The organism is Phocaeicola intestinalis (assembly GCF_014837065.1).
In the GTDB taxonomy this organism is placed as follows: domain Bacteria; phylum Bacteroidota; class Bacteroidia; order Bacteroidales; family Bacteroidaceae; genus Phocaeicola; species Phocaeicola intestinalis.
In genome coordinates, this window is record NZ_JACSPP010000018.1 from 1 (window position 1) to 17,993 (window position 17,993).

General features: G+C 49.6%; 14 protein-coding genes and 2 pseudogenes. 13 read left to right on the top strand and 3 right to left on the bottom strand.

Features of this window, described 5'->3' with window-relative positions; translation table 11 throughout:
- On the bottom strand, positions 1 to 194 hold a 194-nt coding region (locus H9625_RS17980; protein WP_317173088.1), incomplete at its 3' end, for a transposase.
- On the opposite strand from H9625_RS17980, the gene H9625_RS07555 reads away from it, so the two are divergent.
- From H9625_RS07555 to H9625_RS07570, 4 genes and pseudogenes are all read left to right on the top strand, one after another.
- The gene (locus tag H9625_RS07555) at positions 189 to 491 is read left to right on the top strand and encodes a nucleotidyltransferase domain-containing protein (RefSeq protein ID WP_225226352.1); all 303 of its coding nucleotides are present in this window, start codon (positions 189 to 191) and stop codon (positions 489 to 491) included. The two genes, H9625_RS17980 and H9625_RS07555, sit on opposite strands and share 6 nt — an antisense overlap.
- Complete coding sequence (locus H9625_RS07560) at positions 482 to 850, top strand: HEPN domain-containing protein (protein WP_225226355.1); 369 nt, start codon at positions 482 to 484, stop codon at positions 848 to 850. The genes H9625_RS07555 and H9625_RS07560 overlap by 10 nt, the downstream gene beginning before the upstream one ends.
- Entirely contained in the window at positions 786 to 1,304 is a 519-nt protein-coding gene (locus tag H9625_RS07565; RefSeq protein ID WP_191763784.1) for an RpnC/YadD family protein, read from the top strand. Before H9625_RS07560 ends, H9625_RS07565 begins: the two co-directional genes overlap by 65 nt.
- Before the next feature lie 49 nt (positions 1,305 to 1,353).
- A pseudogene (locus tag H9625_RS07570) lies at positions 1,354 to 1,491 on the top strand (NAD(P)-binding protein); the annotation flags it as partial.
- Positions 1,492 to 1,735: 244 nt separating this feature from the next.
- Here H9625_RS07570 and H9625_RS07575 read toward each other — a convergent pair.
- A complete protein-coding gene (locus tag H9625_RS07575) occupies positions 1,736 to 2,635 on the bottom strand; it encodes a hypothetical protein (RefSeq protein WP_225226356.1) in 900 nt (299 codons plus the stop codon).
- A gap of 12 nt (positions 2,636 to 2,647) precedes the next feature.
- Positions 2,648 to 2,917 carry a hypothetical protein gene (locus H9625_RS17665; protein WP_225226358.1) on the bottom strand — a complete coding sequence of 90 codons (270 nt, stop codon included), beginning with the start codon at positions 2,915 to 2,917 and terminating at the stop codon, positions 2,648 to 2,650.
- 175 nt (positions 2,918 to 3,092) lie between these two features.
- Here H9625_RS17665 and H9625_RS07580 point away from each other — a divergent pair, with 175 nt between their 5' ends.
- The 9 genes and pseudogenes from H9625_RS07580 to H9625_RS07615 form a co-directional block, all read left to right on the top strand.
- Complete coding sequence (locus H9625_RS07580; RefSeq protein WP_022039072.1) at positions 3,093 to 4,271, top strand: ATP-binding protein; 1,179 nt, start codon at positions 3,093 to 3,095, stop codon at positions 4,269 to 4,271.
- Between the two features lie 54 nt (positions 4,272 to 4,325).
- A complete protein-coding gene (gene nifJ, locus H9625_RS07585; RefSeq protein WP_191763738.1) occupies positions 4,326 to 7,883 on the top strand; it encodes a pyruvate:ferredoxin (flavodoxin) oxidoreductase in 3,558 nt (1,185 codons plus the stop codon).
- A gap of 312 nt (positions 7,884 to 8,195) precedes the next feature.
- Positions 8,196 to 8,732 (top strand): annotated as a pseudogene (locus tag H9625_RS17670) (GNAT family N-acetyltransferase); the annotation flags it as partial.
- Between the two features lie 138 nt (positions 8,733 to 8,870).
- On the top strand, positions 8,871 to 9,197 hold the full coding sequence (locus H9625_RS17675; RefSeq protein WP_225226362.1) for a GNAT family N-acetyltransferase: 327 nt from the start codon (positions 8,871 to 8,873) through the stop codon (positions 9,195 to 9,197).
- 323 nt (positions 9,198 to 9,520) lie between these two features.
- Positions 9,521 to 11,887, top strand: a complete 2,367-nt coding sequence (locus H9625_RS07595) for a TonB-dependent receptor (protein WP_191763742.1) — start codon at positions 9,521 to 9,523, stop codon at positions 11,885 to 11,887.
- 193 nt (positions 11,888 to 12,080) lie between these two features.
- Entirely contained in the window at positions 12,081 to 13,004 is a 924-nt protein-coding gene (gene metA / locus H9625_RS07600) for a homoserine O-acetyltransferase MetA (protein WP_013617319.1), read from the top strand.
- On the top strand, positions 12,991 to 14,862 hold the full coding sequence (locus tag H9625_RS07605; protein WP_191763744.1) for a peptidase U32 family protein: 1,872 nt from the start codon (positions 12,991 to 12,993) through the stop codon (positions 14,860 to 14,862). Before metA ends, H9625_RS07605 begins: the two co-directional genes overlap by 14 nt.
- 77 nt (positions 14,863 to 14,939) lie before the next feature.
- Positions 14,940 to 15,887: a hypothetical protein gene (locus H9625_RS07610; protein ID WP_191763746.1), complete on the top strand. Its 948-nt coding sequence runs from the start codon at positions 14,940 to 14,942 to the stop codon at positions 15,885 to 15,887.
- A 524-nt stretch (positions 15,888 to 16,411) separates the two neighbouring features.
- Positions 16,412 to 17,993: hypothetical protein (locus H9625_RS07615; protein ID WP_191763748.1), on the top strand; the 1,582-nt coding region annotated here is incomplete at its 3' end.

The following is a 17,993-nucleotide window of genomic DNA, read 5'->3' on the forward strand; positions in this document are numbered from 1 at the left end:
GTTTGCCAAGGGGCGAAGTCAGAAGGAAGCATACGCCACTGGCAGCCGGTCTTGTTGATATAAAGGATGGCATTCATGAAAAAGCATGTGTTATAAGCAAATAAAAACATCTCCCGTTTGCCTTTCTCGAAATTAATTCGTTTCTTTGTAGAAAACTTAGGAACACTATGGAAGTGCCATCTAAAATAATGCATTCTATACAAGAAACAGCTTCGAAGGTATTGCCTATTGGAGCACAAATGATTTTGTTCGGGTCACGGGCACGTGGAGATGCGCGAGAAGATTCGGACTGGGATCTTCTTATCTTGCTAGAACAAGACAAAGTGAGCCATGATGATTACAACAACATCGCTTTTCCGTTGGTGGAGTTGGGATGGAAAATCAATGCAGAGATTAATCCTTTGGTATATACATATGCCGAATGGGGAAAAAGGCATTTCACTCCTTTTTATAAAAATGTAGAACAAGAGGGAATCGTATTATGGCACTGACGTTGGAAGAAAAAAGGGCAATCATAGCCTATCGCCTGCAAAAATCGGAACAAGCAATGGTGGAAGCACGGGACAATGCGCAATTAAAGCACTGGAATCTTGTTGCAAACCGTTTATATTATGCGGTTTTTCATGCAGCTACCGCATTGTTGATAGATAAAGGCTTTTCTTCTAAAACCCATAGTGGTGTAATCTGCATTTTAGGACAAGAATTTGTGATGAAAGGACTACTTAGTAAAGAAGATGCCCGTTTGGCCTCCCGCTTATTGAATATGAGACAAGCTGGTGATTACGATGATTTATTTGACTGGACAGAAGAAGAAGTTGCTCCTTTGTTCCACAAACAGAGACACTGCTAAGCAAATTAAAGTCTCTACTTTCTGTATATTCTTGATATTCTTCGCAAACCAATTTTGTTACAATGGCGAATCCAATGGAGATAAAGAAACCAGAAGAAAAATCTGTTCCACAAAATTCATATATTTCCTCAACACAGGAGATATCCCTTTCGATGCCACTGCGCCCGGATTGAAAGAAGCCCGTGAGAAACTGCGGCTTGAACGCATGAGCAAGGCAGAACCGAATGCGTATTACCGCCATTTAGACAATGTGGTCATCTTACGTGATAACATTGTAACAGCAAGAGACGAGGAACGTTTAGAGGGACGCGCAGAGGGGCGTACTGAAGGAATAAATATTGACGCGAGAAAAACGAAAGCCGACATAGCTAAACAAATGAAAATGGATGGTATGCCAATGGAAATCATCATGAAATATACAGGATTTACCCAAGACGAAATCGAAAAGTTATAAATACTCATAAGTCAACAAAATTAAATACAAGACACTTTAGATATTATCCATGCAACGTTACGATTACTTGATAGTAGGTGCCGGATTATTCGGCTCCGTATTTGCCTATAAAGCTACACAAGAAGGAAAGAAATGCCTGGTCATCGACCGCCGACCGCATTTGGGAGGAAACTTATATTGTGAGCACTGGCAGACAAGATTGTATTTACCGGTGCCATCGATGAGTATTACGGATATAGATTCTCCAAAAAGCTTTCTCGGCTTAATGCATCCGTTTTCGTATGTGCTTTAGTTTTTTAGTCATCCCAAATCATCGCACAATAAATTCCAAAACAGTTTCTAAAAATCAACCGGATTCTAATTTTATTTTAAGCATATTGCCTGTAACACAGAGAGTATGTCAGAATTGGATGCATTTCATATCTGACCGACTATACGATTTCGGTAATAGGGAACAGGACGTATGCCTGATAACGTGTGTCTTCGCCTACGGGAGTAAGTGATACATAACCACTTTCCAACCTTCCCCCAACCAACCTGACAGGATATGCATCTTGCATATATATGTGAAACCTCAAGGCTTCGCCCGAAGCAGGATAATGCTCGATAACGAAACGCCCACAGGCGGTGGGACATACATAACGGTCGAAGAAAAGGCGTGAAAGTACGCCCATATTCATCCGCAAGTTGATTTCGACACACGGATGGAGCATATAGTCCTTTTCATGACAAACCATCATGTCGATACCTAAATAGCCAATATATCGTCTACCCAACCATTGGGGCAAGACTGCAAGCAGATGCTGCCGCACTTCGTATAAAGTCTCAAGTGAAATGTATGCTTCAAGCCAATGCTCTATCGTCCCATCAGAAGCCAGCAGATTGCCTTTGTAATTGCCGAAAGCATCGGTCTCGAACAACGAATAACCGGCAAACGACACCTTTCCATCCTCATCAGCACGGAACTCCATAGCGAAATCACACACCTTATTATATATAGGTTCTGCCATAACCGCCCCTTGTGTACGAAGGATACGGGCAGTCCAACCTTCTACTGAAGCTGTCCAAGTTTCGTTGGAAACAAAAGCCAATCCGCGTCCACTCCCCGACCATGGAGCTTTCAAGACACATCTTCCCCAGCCTGCCACTATCGTACGCACCTCTTCCAACGTGAAACAGGCACACGCCTCTCCACATATTCCTTTCATACCAGCAAAACTCTGCAAGATTCGGACAGCACTTGTCCTGCCCGACAAGGCACGTATATCTGCCAAGATTCCGACGGAAGGAAGATACGCTTCGTCTACTTCCTCCTGCCTCAATGTATGCACCAATGCCGGGCTCTAGCCCCAAGGCGACCAAGCTACAGAAGGATATGCAGCCGTCCATTCCACTTCTGGAAAAAACATCCCCCCATTACCATCTTCTTCCCAATGAGGCATTCGCCCGATAGAAGGAAGTTTTACTATACTGCCTGCAGGAGCATACCAGGCAGGAAGCACCGACAAATCGGCAGCCATACGCTGTATTTCGGCTGGCACCTTATAATAAGGAGTAAAATTGGCAAGTGCCATATCATTCTCCGGATTGAATAAAAAAACCGTTTTCTTCATGACCTAATCCGATTCTTTACAGAGAACCCAAGACATTACAAAGAACCTCCGTGTATTTCTGTGCCCTCTACGGTAAATAATACACAAAGTTACATGAAAAAATTAATTATTTTGATAACCCCAGTTTGCAAATTAATGAACTATTAGTATATTTGCACCGAAGAAATCGAAATTCATGGAAGCATTCTACAGAACACATAATTACCTGGTTGAGCATACCAACGCCCCCGTGCGACGCGACTTGATGGACGAAATAGACTGGAACGCCCGCCTTATCGGCATCAAAGGCACACGCGGGGTAGGGAAAACCACATTCCTACTACAATATGCGAAGGAAAAATTCGGCTATGACCGTTCGTGTCTGTTTGTAAACATGAACAATTTCTATTTTTCACAATACAGTCTGGTTAATTTTGCAGGTGAGTTTGTGAAGCGTGGCGGCAAAGTGCTTCTCATTGACCAAGTGTTCAAACTTCCGCAATGGAGCCACGACCTGCGCACGTGTTATGAGCGCTACCCAAACTTGAAGATCGTATTTACAGGCTCTTCTGTAATGCGCCTGAAAGAAGAAAACCCCGAACTGAACGGCATCGTACAATCGTATAACCTGCGTGGCTTTTCATTCCGTGAATTTCTAAACTTGCAGACGGGTAACCACTTTTCTGCATACACTCTGGACGAAATCCTGACAGGACACGAACATATTGCGAAAACCATCCTTCCGCACATCAATCCGCTCAATTATTTTCAAGACTATATCCACCATGGGTTTTATCCATTCTTCCTTGAAAAACGTAACTTTTCAGAGAATTTGCTGAAGACCATGAACATGATGATAGAAGTGGATATTCTTCTTATCAAACAAATTGAACTGAAATATCTCTCAAGAATAAAAAAATTATTATATTTGTTGGCGGTAGACGGACCGGTTGCGCCCAACATCAGCCAGCTTGCTTCCGATATACAGACGTCACGTGCTACGGTAATGAATTACATCAAATACCTTGCCGACGCACGGCTGATAAACATGGTATATCCGAAGGGAGAAGTCTTCCCGAAAAAACCGGCTAAAATCATGATGCACAACACTAACCTGATGTACAGCATCTATCCGGTAAAGGTGGAGGAACAAGACGTGCTGGAGACTTTCTTTGTCAACTCATTGTGGAAAGACCACAAGGTGAACAAAGGAGAAAAAGGCACTTCTTTTCTGGTAGACGGCAATTTGAACTTCCGTATCTGCGGAGAAGGCTACAAGATAAAAAGCAACCCTGGAGTTTATTATGCCATGCACAGGACTGAACTGGGACACGGCAATCAGATTCCGCTGTGGTTGTTCGGTTTCCTGTATTAGACAACAAAGAGAAAAGAAACGATATATTTACCTAACAATATAATTAGTAATTGTATGACTAAACAAAAAAAATTTATCACATGTGATGGTAATGAAGCTGCTGCTCACATTTCGTATATGTTTACGGAAGTAGCTGCCATCTACCCCATCACTCCGTCGTCTACCATGGCTGAGCACGTAGACGAATGGGCTGCCGCAGGTCGTAAAAACATCTTCGGCGAAACTGTTTTGGTACAGGAAATGCAATCTGAAGGCGGTGCTGCCGGTGCAGTACACGGCTCGCTTCAGGCTGGTGCATTGACTACTACTTATACTGCATCTCAGGGTCTGTTACTGATGATTCCGAACATGTACAAAATCGCAGGTGAATTGTTGCCTTGCGTATTCCATGTATCGGCACGTACACTGGCTTCTCACGCATTGTGTATCTTCGGCGACCATCAGGATGTGATGTCTACCCGCCAGACTGGATTCGCTATGTTGTGCGAAGGCTCTGTACAGGAAGTTATGGACTTGGCTGGTGTAGCTCACTTGGCTACCATCAAGTCTCGCGTTCCGTTCGTAAACTTCTTCGACGGATTCCGTACTTCTCACGAAATCCAGAAAATCGAAAAGCTGGATAACGAAGACCTCGCTCCGCTTATCGACCAGAAAGCTTTGGCAGAGTTCCGTGAACGCGCACTGACCCCGAACAAACCGGTTGCACGCGGTATGGCTGAGAACCCCGACCACTTCTTCCAACACAGAGAATCATGCAATCCTTACTATGAAGCTGTTCCGGCTATCGTAGAAGAATACATGAACGAAATCAACAAGATTACGGGACGTAACTACGGCCTGTTCGATTACTATGGTGCTGAAGATGCAGAAAACATCATCATCGCCATGGGTTCGGTAACAGAAGCTACACGTGAAGCTATCGACTACCTGACCGCTCAAGGCAAGAAGGTAGGTATGATTGCCGTTCACTTGTATCGTCCGTTCTCGGCTAAACACTTCCTGGCAAAGATGCCTAAGACGGTGAAACGTATCGCTGTGCTCGACCGTACCAAAGAACCGGGCTCAAACGGCGAACCGTTGTATCTGGACATCAAGGACGTATTCTACGGACAGGAAAATGCCCCGCTTATCGTAGGCGGACGCTACGGTCTGGGTTCAAAAGACACTACTCCGGCTCAAATCTTGTCGGTATACGAAAATCTGGAACTTCCGATGCCGAAAGACCACTTCACTATCGGTATTGTGGATGACGTTACCTTTACTTCTCTGCCTCAGAAAGAAGAAATCGCTCTCGGTGCAGAAGGCGTATTCGAAGCTAAATTCTACGGTTTGGGTGCAGACGGTACGGTAGGTGCCAACAAGAACTCTGTAAAAATCATCGGTGACAATACCGACAAGTATTGCCAGGCTTACTTCTCTTACGACTCGAAGAAGTCGGGAGGTTTCACCTGCTCTCACTTGCGTTTCGGCGACCACCCGATTCACTCTACCTATCTGGTAACTACCCCGAACTTCGTGGCTTGCCACGTTCAGGCTTACCTGCACATGTACGATGTGACCCGTGGTCTGCGCAAGAACGGTACGTTCCTGCTGAACACCATCTGGGAAGGCGATGAACTGGCTAAGAACCTGCCGAACAAAGTAAAGAAATACTTTGCTGAAAACAACATCACCGTTTACTATATCAACGCGACCCAGATTGCACAGGAAATCGGTTTGGGCAACCGTACCAATACCATCCTGCAGTCGGCATTCTTCCGTATCACAGGCGTTATCCCTGTAGACTTGGCGGTAGAACAGATGAAGAAGTTCATCGTGAAATCTTACGGAAAGAAGGGTGAAGACGTTGTCAACAAGAACTATGCAGCCGTTGACCGCGGCGGCGAATACAAGCAACTGACCGTTGACCCGGCTTGGGCTAACCTGGAAGTTGAACCTGCCGCAGCAAACAACGACCCGGCATTCATCAACGAAGTTGTTCGTCCGATCAACGCACAAGACGGCGACTTGCTGCCGGTATCTGCATTCAAGGGCATCGAAGACGGTACTTGGTATCAGGGAACAGCCAAATACGAAAAACGTGGTGTGGCTGCTTTCGTTCCGGAATGGAATGCTGAAAACTGTATCCAGTGTAACAAGTGTGCATACGTTTGTCCTCACGCTGCTATCCGTCCGTTCGTACTCGATGCAGAAGAACAGAAGGGTGCAAACTTCACTACCCTGAAGGCTGTGGGCAAGCAATTCGACGGCATGACCTTCCGCATGCAGGTAGACGTACTCGACTGCTTGGGTTGCGGCAACTGTGCTGACGTATGTCCGGGCAATCCGAAGAAGGGTGGCAAGGCGCTGACCATGAAACACCTGGAAAGCCAATTGGCAGAAGCAGACAACTGGACTTACTGCACGGAACACGTATCAAGCAAACAGCACTTGGTAGACATCAAGTCGAACGTGAAGAACTCTCAGTTCGCTACTCCACTCTTTGAGTTCTCGGGTGCTTGCTCGGGCTGTGGTGAAACTCCGTATGTGAAACTGATTTCTCAGTTGTTCGGCGACCGTGAAATGGTTTCTAACGCTACCGGATGTTCTTCAATCTACTCAGGTTCTGTTCCTTCTACTCCGTACACTACGAACGAAAAAGGCCAAGGTCCGGCATGGGCAAACTCTTTGTTCGAAGACTTCTGCGAATTCGGTCTGGGTATGGAATTGGCTAACAAGAAGCTGCGCAACCGTATCGAAGATGCCATGAAGGCAGCTATCGCTTCGGATGAAACTCCGGCTGAATACAAGGAAGCATTCCAGGAATGGATTGACGGACGCAACGATGCAGACAAGAGCAAAGCTGCTGCCGAAAAGATTATCCCGTTGGTAGAAGCCGCTAAGGATAAATGCCCGAACTGCGCAACCATCTACGAATTCAAGGATTACCTCATCAAACGTTCTCAATGGATTATCGGTGGTGACGGTGCTTCTTACGATATCGGTTACGGAGGTCTCGACCATGTAATCGCTTCGGGCGAAGACGTAAACATCCTCGTATTGGATACCGAAGTTTACTCGAATACCGGTGGTCAGTCATCTAAGGCTACTCCGCTGGGCGCTATCGCCAAGTTTGCCGCTTCAGGTAAGCGCGTACGCAAGAAAGACCTTGGTCTGATTGCCACTACTTACGGTTATGTATATGTAGCTCAGATTGCGATGGGTGCCGACCAGGCTCAGACGTTGAAAGCCATCCGCGAAGCAGAAGCATATCCTGGTCCGTCATTGGTTATCGCATACGCTCCGTGTATCAACCACGGATTGAAAGCAGGTATGGGTAAGAGCCAGGCAGAAGAGGCTAAGGCCGTAGAATGCGGTTACTGGCACTTGTGGCGTTTCAACCCGGCTTTGGAAGACGAAGGCAAGAACCCGTTCTCGCTCGATTCGAAAGAACCGAACTGGGCAAACTTCCAGGATTACCTGAAAGGTGAAGTACGTTTCGCTTCTGTAATGAAACAATATCCGGCAGAAGCAGCCGACTTGTTCGCAGCTTGCGAAAAGATGGCGAAGAAACGTTACGATTCTTACAAACGTATGGCAGCAATGGACTGGAGCGAAGAAAAAGCTGAATAATCAATCGCTGACAAATATTAAGAACAGCCGGTCTGAACATTCGGACCGGCTGTTTTTTTATACTTCCCGCGACATTTATTTATATGAATGTCCGCATTTCACCAATAAGGAGTTATTTCAAGGAGTCAAAGGGAGTTAGAAGCCAATACTTTTACTAAACATCCCATGTAGGGGCGTATCGCATACGCCTTGAAGACATCCACGTGGATTAGTTGACGTATTCGGGCGTATGCGATACGCCCCTACATGGCAATTGGGTGAAATGCGGAGATTCAAATTTTTATTTATGCATAATATATTTTCCCTCAACCTATGAATACATTTTTAGAAACCTCCCGACTTATTCTCCGCCCTTGGCAAGAAGCCGATGCGGAAGCCTTGTACAAGTATGCGAAAGACCCTGCTATCGGGCCTATAGCCGGATGGCCACCCCACACCTCCATAGCACACAGCCTGGAAATCATCCGCACCGTCTTTACTGCTCCCGAGACCTACGCCGTGGTACTGAAAGAAACAAATGAACCAGTAGGAAGTGCCGGCATTATGTTCGGCGACGGCATGCACAGTGCTGCCATGCAGGCTGATGAAGCTGAAATTGGTTATTGGATAGGTGTGCCATACTGGGGGCAGGGATTGATACCCGAAGCTGTAAGATGCCTATTGCAGCGGTGCTTTACCGACTTAGGCGTGTCGGCGGTGTGGTGTGGATATTACGATGGGAATACCCAATCGCGCCGCGTAATGGAGAAATGCGGACTTACCTATCATCACACAGAGAGCGGCAACACATCTCCTTTGGGCGATATACGCACGGAACATTTCATGCGGATTACGGCAGAAGAGTGGAAGGCGCTTCAACAAATTCGAGAAATAAACAAAGATGCCCGGCCAACGGAACTCATCAGCCAACTGACGCAGGTATGGGAATCATCCGTCCGCGCCACCCATCACTTTCTGAGCGAACAAGACATCTGCAACCTTCGTCCCATGACCAAAGAAGCATTGCGCACCATCGATACCTTGATTATAGCGTTTTCCGCCAACAAACCTGTTGGCTTTATGTGCATCCAAGACCAGAAAATAGAAGCCCTATACCTTGCTCCCGGACATATCGGAAAAGGAATCGGAAAACGGCTCATCCGGTTGGCTATCAATCGATACAAAGCTTTCTACATCGACGTAAACGAGCAGAATACACAAGCTACAGACATTTACCGCCACCTCGGTTTCGAAGTCTTCCGCCGCAATGAAACCGACAGCCAAGGAAACCCTTTCCCAATATTGTGCATGAAGTTCAATCCTAATAAGGTATAACCATGCTATCGGATCCTACCTGCCAGCATAAGTGATCAGAAATGGCAAAGAGATAGAACGTACATTCATCGTTTTCGATATTCCATATACAAAAATTTCCTCATTTATGAGGATTGCATGTGTCGGAGATTTGGCGTTACTTTGCAGGCGATTGGAAAAAACGCAGATTAACGCAGATTTCCGCGGATTATTTTTATTGACTATTGGACTATTTAGATTTACTATTTTGCCCTAAACCGTACGTTGTCAATCGAAAAATTGTAAATAAAATAATCTGTGTTAATCTGCGAAAATCTGCGTTTCAAAAAAAACAAAGCACATATATGAAAACAAGACTTATCTTTACAACGCTGGCACTTGCCGCCACCGCCGCGGCATCCGCCACAACACACGACACCTTGCGCGACACCACACGAGTGATCGACATCGAAGAGGTAGTGGTCATCGCCACCCCTAAGGAAAACACCCGCCTGCGCCAACAGGCACTCTCCGCCACCTCGCTCTCGCAAGCGGACATACGGAGCCGGCAAATCGCATCGGTAAAATCGCTCTCTGGGTTGGTGCCCAACCTGTTCATCCCCGACTATGGGTCGAAGCTCACCACCTCGGTCTACGTACGGGGCATCGGGTCGCGCATCAACACGCCTGCCGTAGGGTTGTATGTTGACAACGTGCCCTTCATCGACAAGTCGGCGTTCGACTTCAACTACTCCGACATCGAACGCATCGACGTGATGCGCGGACCGCAGGGCACGCTTTACGGGCGCAACACGATGGGCGGGCTGATACGTGTGTTCACCAAGTCGCCCTTCACCTATCAGGGGACGGACGTGCAGCTCAGTGCCGCCACCTACAACGATTACAAGGTGATGCTGAAGCACTACCACCGTATCTCCGAACAGTTCGCCTTCTCGGTAGGAACCTTCTACGAACACAAAGGAGGATTCTTCAAGAACGCTTTCGACGGCAAGCGCATCGACACCGATGACGAGGCAGGAGGACGCATCCGTGCCATCTGGCTTCCCAATGCCAACCTGAAACTGGACTTCACCGCTAATTACGAGTACACCAACCAAGGCGGATACCCCTACGCCTATACCGGACGCACCGACGGCGAAGAGGAAGACCGCGCCGAATACATCGGCACCATCTCGTACAACCGCCCCAGCGGATACAGGCGCAACCTGGCAAACGGCGGACTGAGCATCGAACACCACGCAAGGAACTTCATCCTGAGCAGCGTCACCGGATTCCAGTACCTGCACGACCGGATGACCTTGGACCAGGACTTCACCGAAGCCGACATCTATACCCTGGTGCAGAAACAAGACGCAAAAACCCTGAACCAGGAAATCGTACTGAAGTCGAACCCCGGCACGCGCTGGCAATGGACCACCGGCGTGAGCGGATTCTACCAATGGCTGGACACCGGCGCCCCCGTCACCTTCCACGATGAGGGCATCAGCAGCCTGATAGAAGACAACATCAATGCCGGACTGGCACAACTCCCCGCAGGTGCCCCTACCCTCTCGGCAAGCGTCACCACCCGGCCTCTCCTTGTGCCCGGACACTTCAAGACACCAGTACTGAACGGTGCCATCTACCACCAGTCGACATTAAACGACCTTTTCACCGAGGGACTCTCGCTTACCGTAGGACTACGGCTGGACTATGAAAAGCTTTGGCTGGACTATGACTCCCGCTGCGACATGGGCTTCGACTTCGGCGTATCAGCCCCTTTCCTGCCCCAGCCCATCTCCCGCTCGCTGGCGGCATCGGTGCGCTTCGCCGGCAAAGAGCACACCGACTACCTGCAACTCCTCCCCAAGTTCACCCTGCAATATGCGTGGAACCCCGAAAACAACGTCTACGCCACCGTGAGCCGAGGATACCGTTCGGGCGGATACAACATCCAGATGTTCTCCGACCTGATACAAGCCGACTTGCGCACCGCGATGATTGACGCCGTGAAGCAAGATGAAGTGTTCGGCAACTTCGCCGGAATGATTCCCGACTTCCCCTCTTCGGACGTGGACGTGACAGATGCCACCCTCTACAAGCCCGAATATGCATGGAACTACGAGGCGGGCGCACACCTCACCGCGGCAGGTGGAAAGCTGCAGACCGACCTTGCCTTCTTCTACATGGACACGCGCGACCAGCAGATTTCGCGCTTCGCCGAAACAGGATTGGGGCGCATCACCGTCAATGCCGGGAAAAGCCGAAGCATCGGAGCGGAAGCATCGTTGCGTGCCCGCCTGACCGATAATTTCCTCCTGAACGGAAGCTATGGCTACACCTACGCTACCTTCACCGACTATGTGGTGAGCGACACGGAGAACTACAACGGACGCTACGTGCCCTTCGTGCCCAAACACACGTTCCACATCGGCGGGCAATACCGTTTCGTCTTGCGAAAGAATGCCATCCTCGACAACATCACCGTAGATGCCAACTATCGTGCGGCAGGGCGCATCTACTGGACCGAACAGAACAATGCCAGCCAGCCCTTCTACGGCACACTGGACGGGCGCCTCAGCTTCAACAAAGGGAACGGGCAGGTGGCACTCTGGATAACAAACGCCCTCAACAAGCGTTACCAGGCGTTCTACTTCGAATCGATGAACCGTGGTTTCGAGCAACAAGGACGCCCCCTGCAAGTAGGCATCGACCTGCGGTGTAACTTCTGATTGGGTTTCACCACAGATAGCACAAAGCTTTTTATTCAATAATGCGAATCAGGAACAGACTTCCTGATTCAAAATTAAAAAGCATGAATGATGAATGAAGAATCGCTTCGCCCGCATGGAATTCTTTATTCTTCATTCATCATTCTTCATTAAAAAAACTTATCTTTGTGGCTGAAAAAAAACAAATGTTTCTATGCCACTGAATTTACCTGATAAATTGCCTGCCATCGACTTGCTGAAGGAAGAGAATATCTTCGTTATTGATACATCGCGGGCAAGTACACAAGACATACGTCCGTTGAAAATCGTCATCCTCAACCTGATGCCGATAAAGATTACTACCGAGACCGACCTGATACGGTTGCTCTCGAACTCGCCCCTCCAGATAGAGGTGAGCTTTATGAAACTGAAGAGCCATACCTCGAAGAACACGCCCATCGAGCACATGAAGGCGTTTTACCGTGACTTCGACCTGATGCGCGACGAGAAGTTCGACGGGATGATTATCACCGGCGCACCGGTGGAGCATCTCGATTTCGAAGACGTGAACTACTGGAGCGAGATACAGGATATATTCAATTGGACGCGTACGCACGTCACTTCTACCCTTTACATCTGCTGGGCGGCACAGGCCGGGCTGTATCATTTCTATGGGGTGCCCAAGTATCCGCTGGAGAAAAAGATGTTCGGCATCTTCGAGCATCATGTGTGCGAGGGGTTCGGGAAGCTGCCTATCTTCCGCGGGTTCGACGATGTGTTCTTCGTGCCGCACAGCAGGCATACGGAAGTGCGCCGCAAGGACATCGAACGCTGCCCCGAGCTGCAGATTGTTTCGGAATCGGAAGACTCGGGCGTACATATCGTGATGGCGCGCGGAGGACGCGAGTTTTATGTGACGGGCCATTCGGAATATGCCCCTTATACACTGGATACTGAATACCGGCGCGACTTGGCGAAAGGCTTGCCCATCGATATGCCGAAGAATTATTATCGCGGAGATGACCCGGAAAAGGGACCGCTGGTGCGCTGGCGCAGTACTGCCAACCTCTTGTTCTCCAACTGGCTGAACTATTACGTATATCAGGAAACACCGTATGATATCAATGAAATCAAGTAACCCCCTTTCCGTCCCCCCGGTGAGGGCTATCGAACTGCTGGCTCCTGCCAAGAACCTGGAGTGTGGAATCGAAGCCATCAACCACGGAGCGGATGCCGTGTATATCGGGGCACCCCGTTTCGGAGCACGTGCTGCTGCCGGAAACTCGTTGGACGACATCGCGGCACTGGTGCGTTATGCCCATCTGTACCGGGTGCGCATTTACGTTACGGTGAATACCATCCTGAAAGAAGAGGAACTGAAAGCCACCGAGGCGATGATATGGGACTTGTACCGCATCGGGGTGGATGCGCTTATCGTACAGGATATGGGCATCACACAACTGGACCTGCCGCCCATCTCCCTGCATGCCAGCACGCAGATGGACAACCGCACGCCGGAGAAGGTGCAGTTTCTTGCCGAAGCCGGATTCCGCCAGGTGGTGCTCGCCCGTGAGTTGAGCCTTGACGAAATCGGCCGTATCCACCGCCGGTGCCCCGGCACGTTGCTCGAGGTCTTCGTCCACGGGGCGTTGTGCGTGAGTTATAGCGGGCAGTGTTACGTCAGTCAGGCGTGTTATGGGCGGAGCGCCAACCGCGGCGAATGCGCCCAGTTTTGCCGCCTGGGATTCGACCTTGTGGATGCCGACGGGAAGACCATCGTAAACGACAGGCACCTGCTCTCGCTCAAGGATATGAACCAAAGCGCGAACCTCGAAGCCCTGCTCGATGCGGGGGCTTCATCGCTCAAGATAGAAGGAAGGCTGAAAGACGTGTCGTATGTGAAAAACGTCACGGCATATTACCGCCAGCAACTGGATGCCATTTTCCGCCGCCGGAAAGAATACATGCGGGCATCATCGGGCACGGTGCATCTGGCTTTCCGTCCCCAATTGGACAAGAGTTTCAGCCGCGGATTTACCGACTATTTCGCCCACGGACGCAATCCGGGTATCTTCAACCTGAATACTCCGAAATCGTTGGGCGAAGAGGTAGGCACGGTGAAAGAAGTACGGGGCAACTGCCTGACCGTGGCGGGCGTGAAGTCCTTCGCCAATGGAGACGGATTGTGTTACCTCGACGGACAAGGCAAGTTGCACGGTTTCCGGGTAAACCGTGTGGAAGGCAATAAGCTGTTCCCGTTGGAAATGCCTCGCGGCATACGTCCGAAAACAATGCTGTACCGCAATTTCGACCAAGAGTTCGAGCGCGTGATGCAGAAGAAGTCCGCCATAAGGAAGATAGCGGTGGACATGCGTCTGGAAGCAAATCCTTCCGGCTTCACCCTCGACCTTTCCGATGAAGACGGGACAAGGGTGAGCGTGGTGCTGGAACGGGAAAAAGAACGGGCACGCACACCGCAAGCCGAGAACCTGAAGGCGCAGCTGGGCAAGTTGGGCACCACGCCTTTCGAAGCCCGTGAGATTGCCATCGGTTTTGCCGAAGATTGGTTTATCCCCGCATCCGGACTTTCGGACTTGCGCCGCCGGGGAGTGGAGCGCCTGCTTCAGGCACGCCGCATCACCTATCCGCAAGAGCGCAGGCTATGGAAGCAGACCGCGCATCCTTATCCCGAAAAAGAGTTGGATTATCGCGGCAATGTGATGAATACGCTTGCCGAGGCTTTCTACCGCCGCCACGGTGTAGAGCAGATAGCTCCTGCTTTCGAGCGGGAAGCGCCGGCAGGAGTGGCGCTGATGTTTTGCAAGCATTGCATCCGATATAGCCTGGGCTGGTGTCCGGTGTATCAGAAAAAGCGTTCGCCCTACCGCGAGCCTTATTACCTGGTGAGCAGCGACGGCAAGCGTTTCCGGCTGGAATTCGATTGCAAGGCGTGCCAGATGAAAGTTTTTTCACCACAGATTACACAGATTGAATAAATAGATTTTTTCTGTGTAATCCGATGATGAACTTATTTGCTAATGAACTTTATAATCTGTGTAATCTGTGGTGAAAAATGTTGAAGAGTAAGTATTTCGTACCGTTCCTGTTGCTGCTGGTGCTTGCTACGGCTTGCCGCTATCAGCCTTTGGTGCCTTCTTCCGCAGAAGAGGGAGGCGACTCCGTCAGTTTCTATTCGCGGATGTATGCCCTGAACAGTAATTTTCAGATAGAGGCAGACACACTATGGCTGCATGTGCTTCCGTTTATGGATACGGTACCGCTGCTCCGGGGCGATGAAGTGGTGGTGGCGGAGTTTGATGTACATCCGCAAGATTCCGTCGACTCGGTGTGGGTGAAAGTGGCACGCGACCAGGAGACCATCGGGTGGATTCAGGAACACCGCCTGCTGGACAACATCGTGCCGGTCGACCCTATCTCGCGCTTCATCCATTTCTTCAGCAACGCCCACACCCTGCCTTTCTTCCTTGTACTGGCGGTGTTTTTCCTGTGGTTCGTCTACCGGGCGGTGCGGCGCAAGCAAATCAAGCTCATCTGGCTGAACGATATCGATAGCGGCTTCCCCATCCTCTTGTCCTTGCTGATGGCAATAGCCGCCACTACCTACAACAGCATCCAGCACTTCGTGCCCGAGACGTGGGAACGCTACTATTATGCCCCCACGCTCAACCCCTTTGATGTGCCCTTTATTCTCGGCTTTTTCATCGTGTGCGTTGCCCTGGCATTGCTGGTGGGTGTGGCAATGCTCGACGACCTTTTTCACCAGACCAAAGCAGAAGTAGCGTTCTTCTACCTCGTGGGGCTGGTATCGTGCTGCATCTTCATCTATGTGTTTTTCACCTACGTCAATGTTTATATCGCCTATGTATGCCTCGTGGCGTATGCCGCCGGCTGCATCCGCTGGCTGTGCAAGCCAGAACGCTACCCCTACGTATGCGGCGCATGCGGTGCCAAGCTGCGTACCAAGGGCATCTGCCCCCATTGCGGCGCGCTGAACGAGTGATGAATATTTTCACCGCAGATTACACAGGTTCACATTATTATATGCACAGGCATATGCATACGCTTGCAGGAAGCTTTGCATATATATCAATGAATTATGCAATATAATTGCCTTACGGGTGAAAAGAGAGAGGCTATGGCGTTACAATTGTTACAATTACAGTAATTTGAAATGACTTTTTAGACGAAGAAAAAAGTGAATTAAAAATTTATATTATATATATTATTATATAATATATATAATATAATATTCTAAATGATTTTTCTCTCTTCCGGACAACGGGATTGAAAAAGCGATTTCAATTAACTGTAATTGTAACAATTGTAACGGGTAGTACAGACAGCACCTATAAGATTCCTTGCATAAAAGAGAAAGATTTTTATCACTGCAACTATTTGATTTTCAATAGAAAACACAAAATATCTATTTTTGTTAACAGATTTTTACACATACCGTTTTTTATTCTGCCGATTATTCACAAAAAATGCATATCTTTGCATTATAAAACTTTAAATGTAATAGCTATGACCGACCAATCAATCACACCTTGCCCGCTGAGTTTCAAGGGCATCCCCTATTCTGACATTATCAACCGCTGGTTTTCGCTCGCCGGAGGCGAACCTGTAGAAGGAGAACGCAACGACAAGCTGCACCGCCTGGCTTCGCACCTGCGCTACATCACGGACAACAACGAAGAAACCCTTTTGCAGATTATGCCGCGTTACGGGCTTCCGGAAAAGGAAATGAAGGGGCTGATTCATTCGGCGTGCTCGGCGAAATGGTATTCGGTGCCGAAGCTGATGCAAGAGGCTTGTAGGGGCGTATCGCATACGCCCGAATGCGCCAACGAGGGCACCAATGAGGATGTGTGTGCGGATGTTTCCGGGCGTATTCAATACGCCCCTACAGTGCCTCCGATGCCCAAACGTCTTCCCAAGCTTATCCGCCTTCTTGTGAGCCGCACGCCCGAAGTGTACAGGCCTGCCGTGGCGCATGCGGTATTCCCTTCGTTGGCAACCCATTTGCATCAAGTGCGCTTCAAGTATATTGACAATGTGGAGCATGAGGCGACCCTTATGAACGTGCTCATGGCGGGGACGGGTGCCGGAAAAGACTGCATTTCGGAGCCGATAAACCGCATCATGGCAGACATCCGGCGCAGGGATGAGGTGAACCTGCGCAGAGAGCGCGAATGGAAGGAAGAGGTGAACTCGAAAGGAGCGAACAAGGACAAACGCCAGCGCCCCGAAGGGCTTATCATCCAGGAGATTGATGCAGACATGACCAATCCGGCATTCGTGATGCGCACCGCCGAGGCGGAAGGACATTTCCTCTACACGAAAATGAACGAGATAGACCAGTTCGATGCCCTGAAAGGGTCGGTAAGGGGACGCCAGCAGTTCCAAATCATGTGCCTTGCGTTCGACCCCGGAAACCGCTACGGGCAGACACGCGCCAGCGCACAGGCCGTGACGGAAAAGGTCACCATCCGTTTCAACTGGAACGCTTCGACCACCATCCAGAAAGGGAAGAAATACTTCGCACGGGTACTGACCGACGGGCCTATCTCGCGCATCAACTTCTGCACCATTCCCGAACGCGAAATCGGGGCAGACATGCCGGTGTATGGCAAGTATGACGCGGCTTTCGACGAGGAGCTTCGCCCGTACATCGAGAACCTGAACCGTGCCACGGGACTGATTGATTGCCCGCAGGCGTACAAGCTCGCCCAGGAGATGAGCGCCGAAAACGCGGAGTGGTCCGTGCTCTCGCAAGACCGTGTGTACGAGAACCTTTCGTTCCGCGCCAACGTGATAGCCTACTTGAAGGCATGCGTGCTCTACGTGGCGAACGGGGAGAAATGGGAAAAGTCGATAGAAGACTTCGTGCGCTGGTCGTTCCACTACGACATGTGGTGCAAGCTGGAGTTTTTCGGGGAAGCGATAAAGGAAGCGATGGACGAAGACAAGCGCCCACTGTACGGCAGGCACCGTCCGGGCAGGCGCAACCTGCTGGAGCTGCTTCCCGATGAGTTTACGCATGCCGATGCGGTACGTGCGCGCCGGACAGCAGGCATGAGCGAGAAGGGCACCAGCAGCATGCTGA

Excerpts from the sequence above, each read along its gene's own strand:
- nifJ (WP_191763738.1), top strand. The coding sequence starts at position 4,326 with ATGACTAAACAAAAAAAATTTATCACATGTGATGGTAATGAAGCTGCT.
- H9625_RS07595 (WP_191763742.1), top strand. The coding sequence starts at position 9,521 with ATGAAAACAAGACTTATCTTTACAACGCTGGCACTTGCCGCCACCGCC.
- H9625_RS07555 (WP_225226352.1), top strand. The coding sequence starts at position 189 with ATGCATTCTATACAAGAAACAGCTTCGAAGGTATTGCCTATTGGAGCA.
- H9625_RS07610 (WP_191763746.1), top strand. The coding sequence starts at position 14,940 with ATGTTGAAGAGTAAGTATTTCGTACCGTTCCTGTTGCTGCTGGTGCTT.
- H9625_RS07560 (WP_225226355.1), top strand. The coding sequence starts at position 482 with ATGGCACTGACGTTGGAAGAAAAAAGGGCAATCATAGCCTATCGCCTG.
- metA (WP_013617319.1), top strand. The coding sequence starts at position 12,081 with ATGCCACTGAATTTACCTGATAAATTGCCTGCCATCGACTTGCTGAAG.
- H9625_RS07605 (WP_191763744.1), top strand. The coding sequence starts at position 12,991 with ATGAAATCAAGTAACCCCCTTTCCGTCCCCCCGGTGAGGGCTATCGAA.
- H9625_RS17665 (WP_225226358.1), bottom strand. The coding sequence starts at position 2,917 with ATGAAGAAAACGGTTTTTTTATTCAATCCGGAGAATGATATGGCACTT.
- H9625_RS17675 (WP_225226362.1), top strand. The coding sequence starts at position 8,871 with ATGACCAAAGAAGCATTGCGCACCATCGATACCTTGATTATAGCGTTT.
- H9625_RS07580 (WP_022039072.1), top strand. The coding sequence starts at position 3,093 with ATGGAAGCATTCTACAGAACACATAATTACCTGGTTGAGCATACCAAC.
- H9625_RS07565 (WP_191763784.1), top strand. The coding sequence starts at position 786 with ATGATTTATTTGACTGGACAGAAGAAGAAGTTGCTCCTTTGTTCCACA.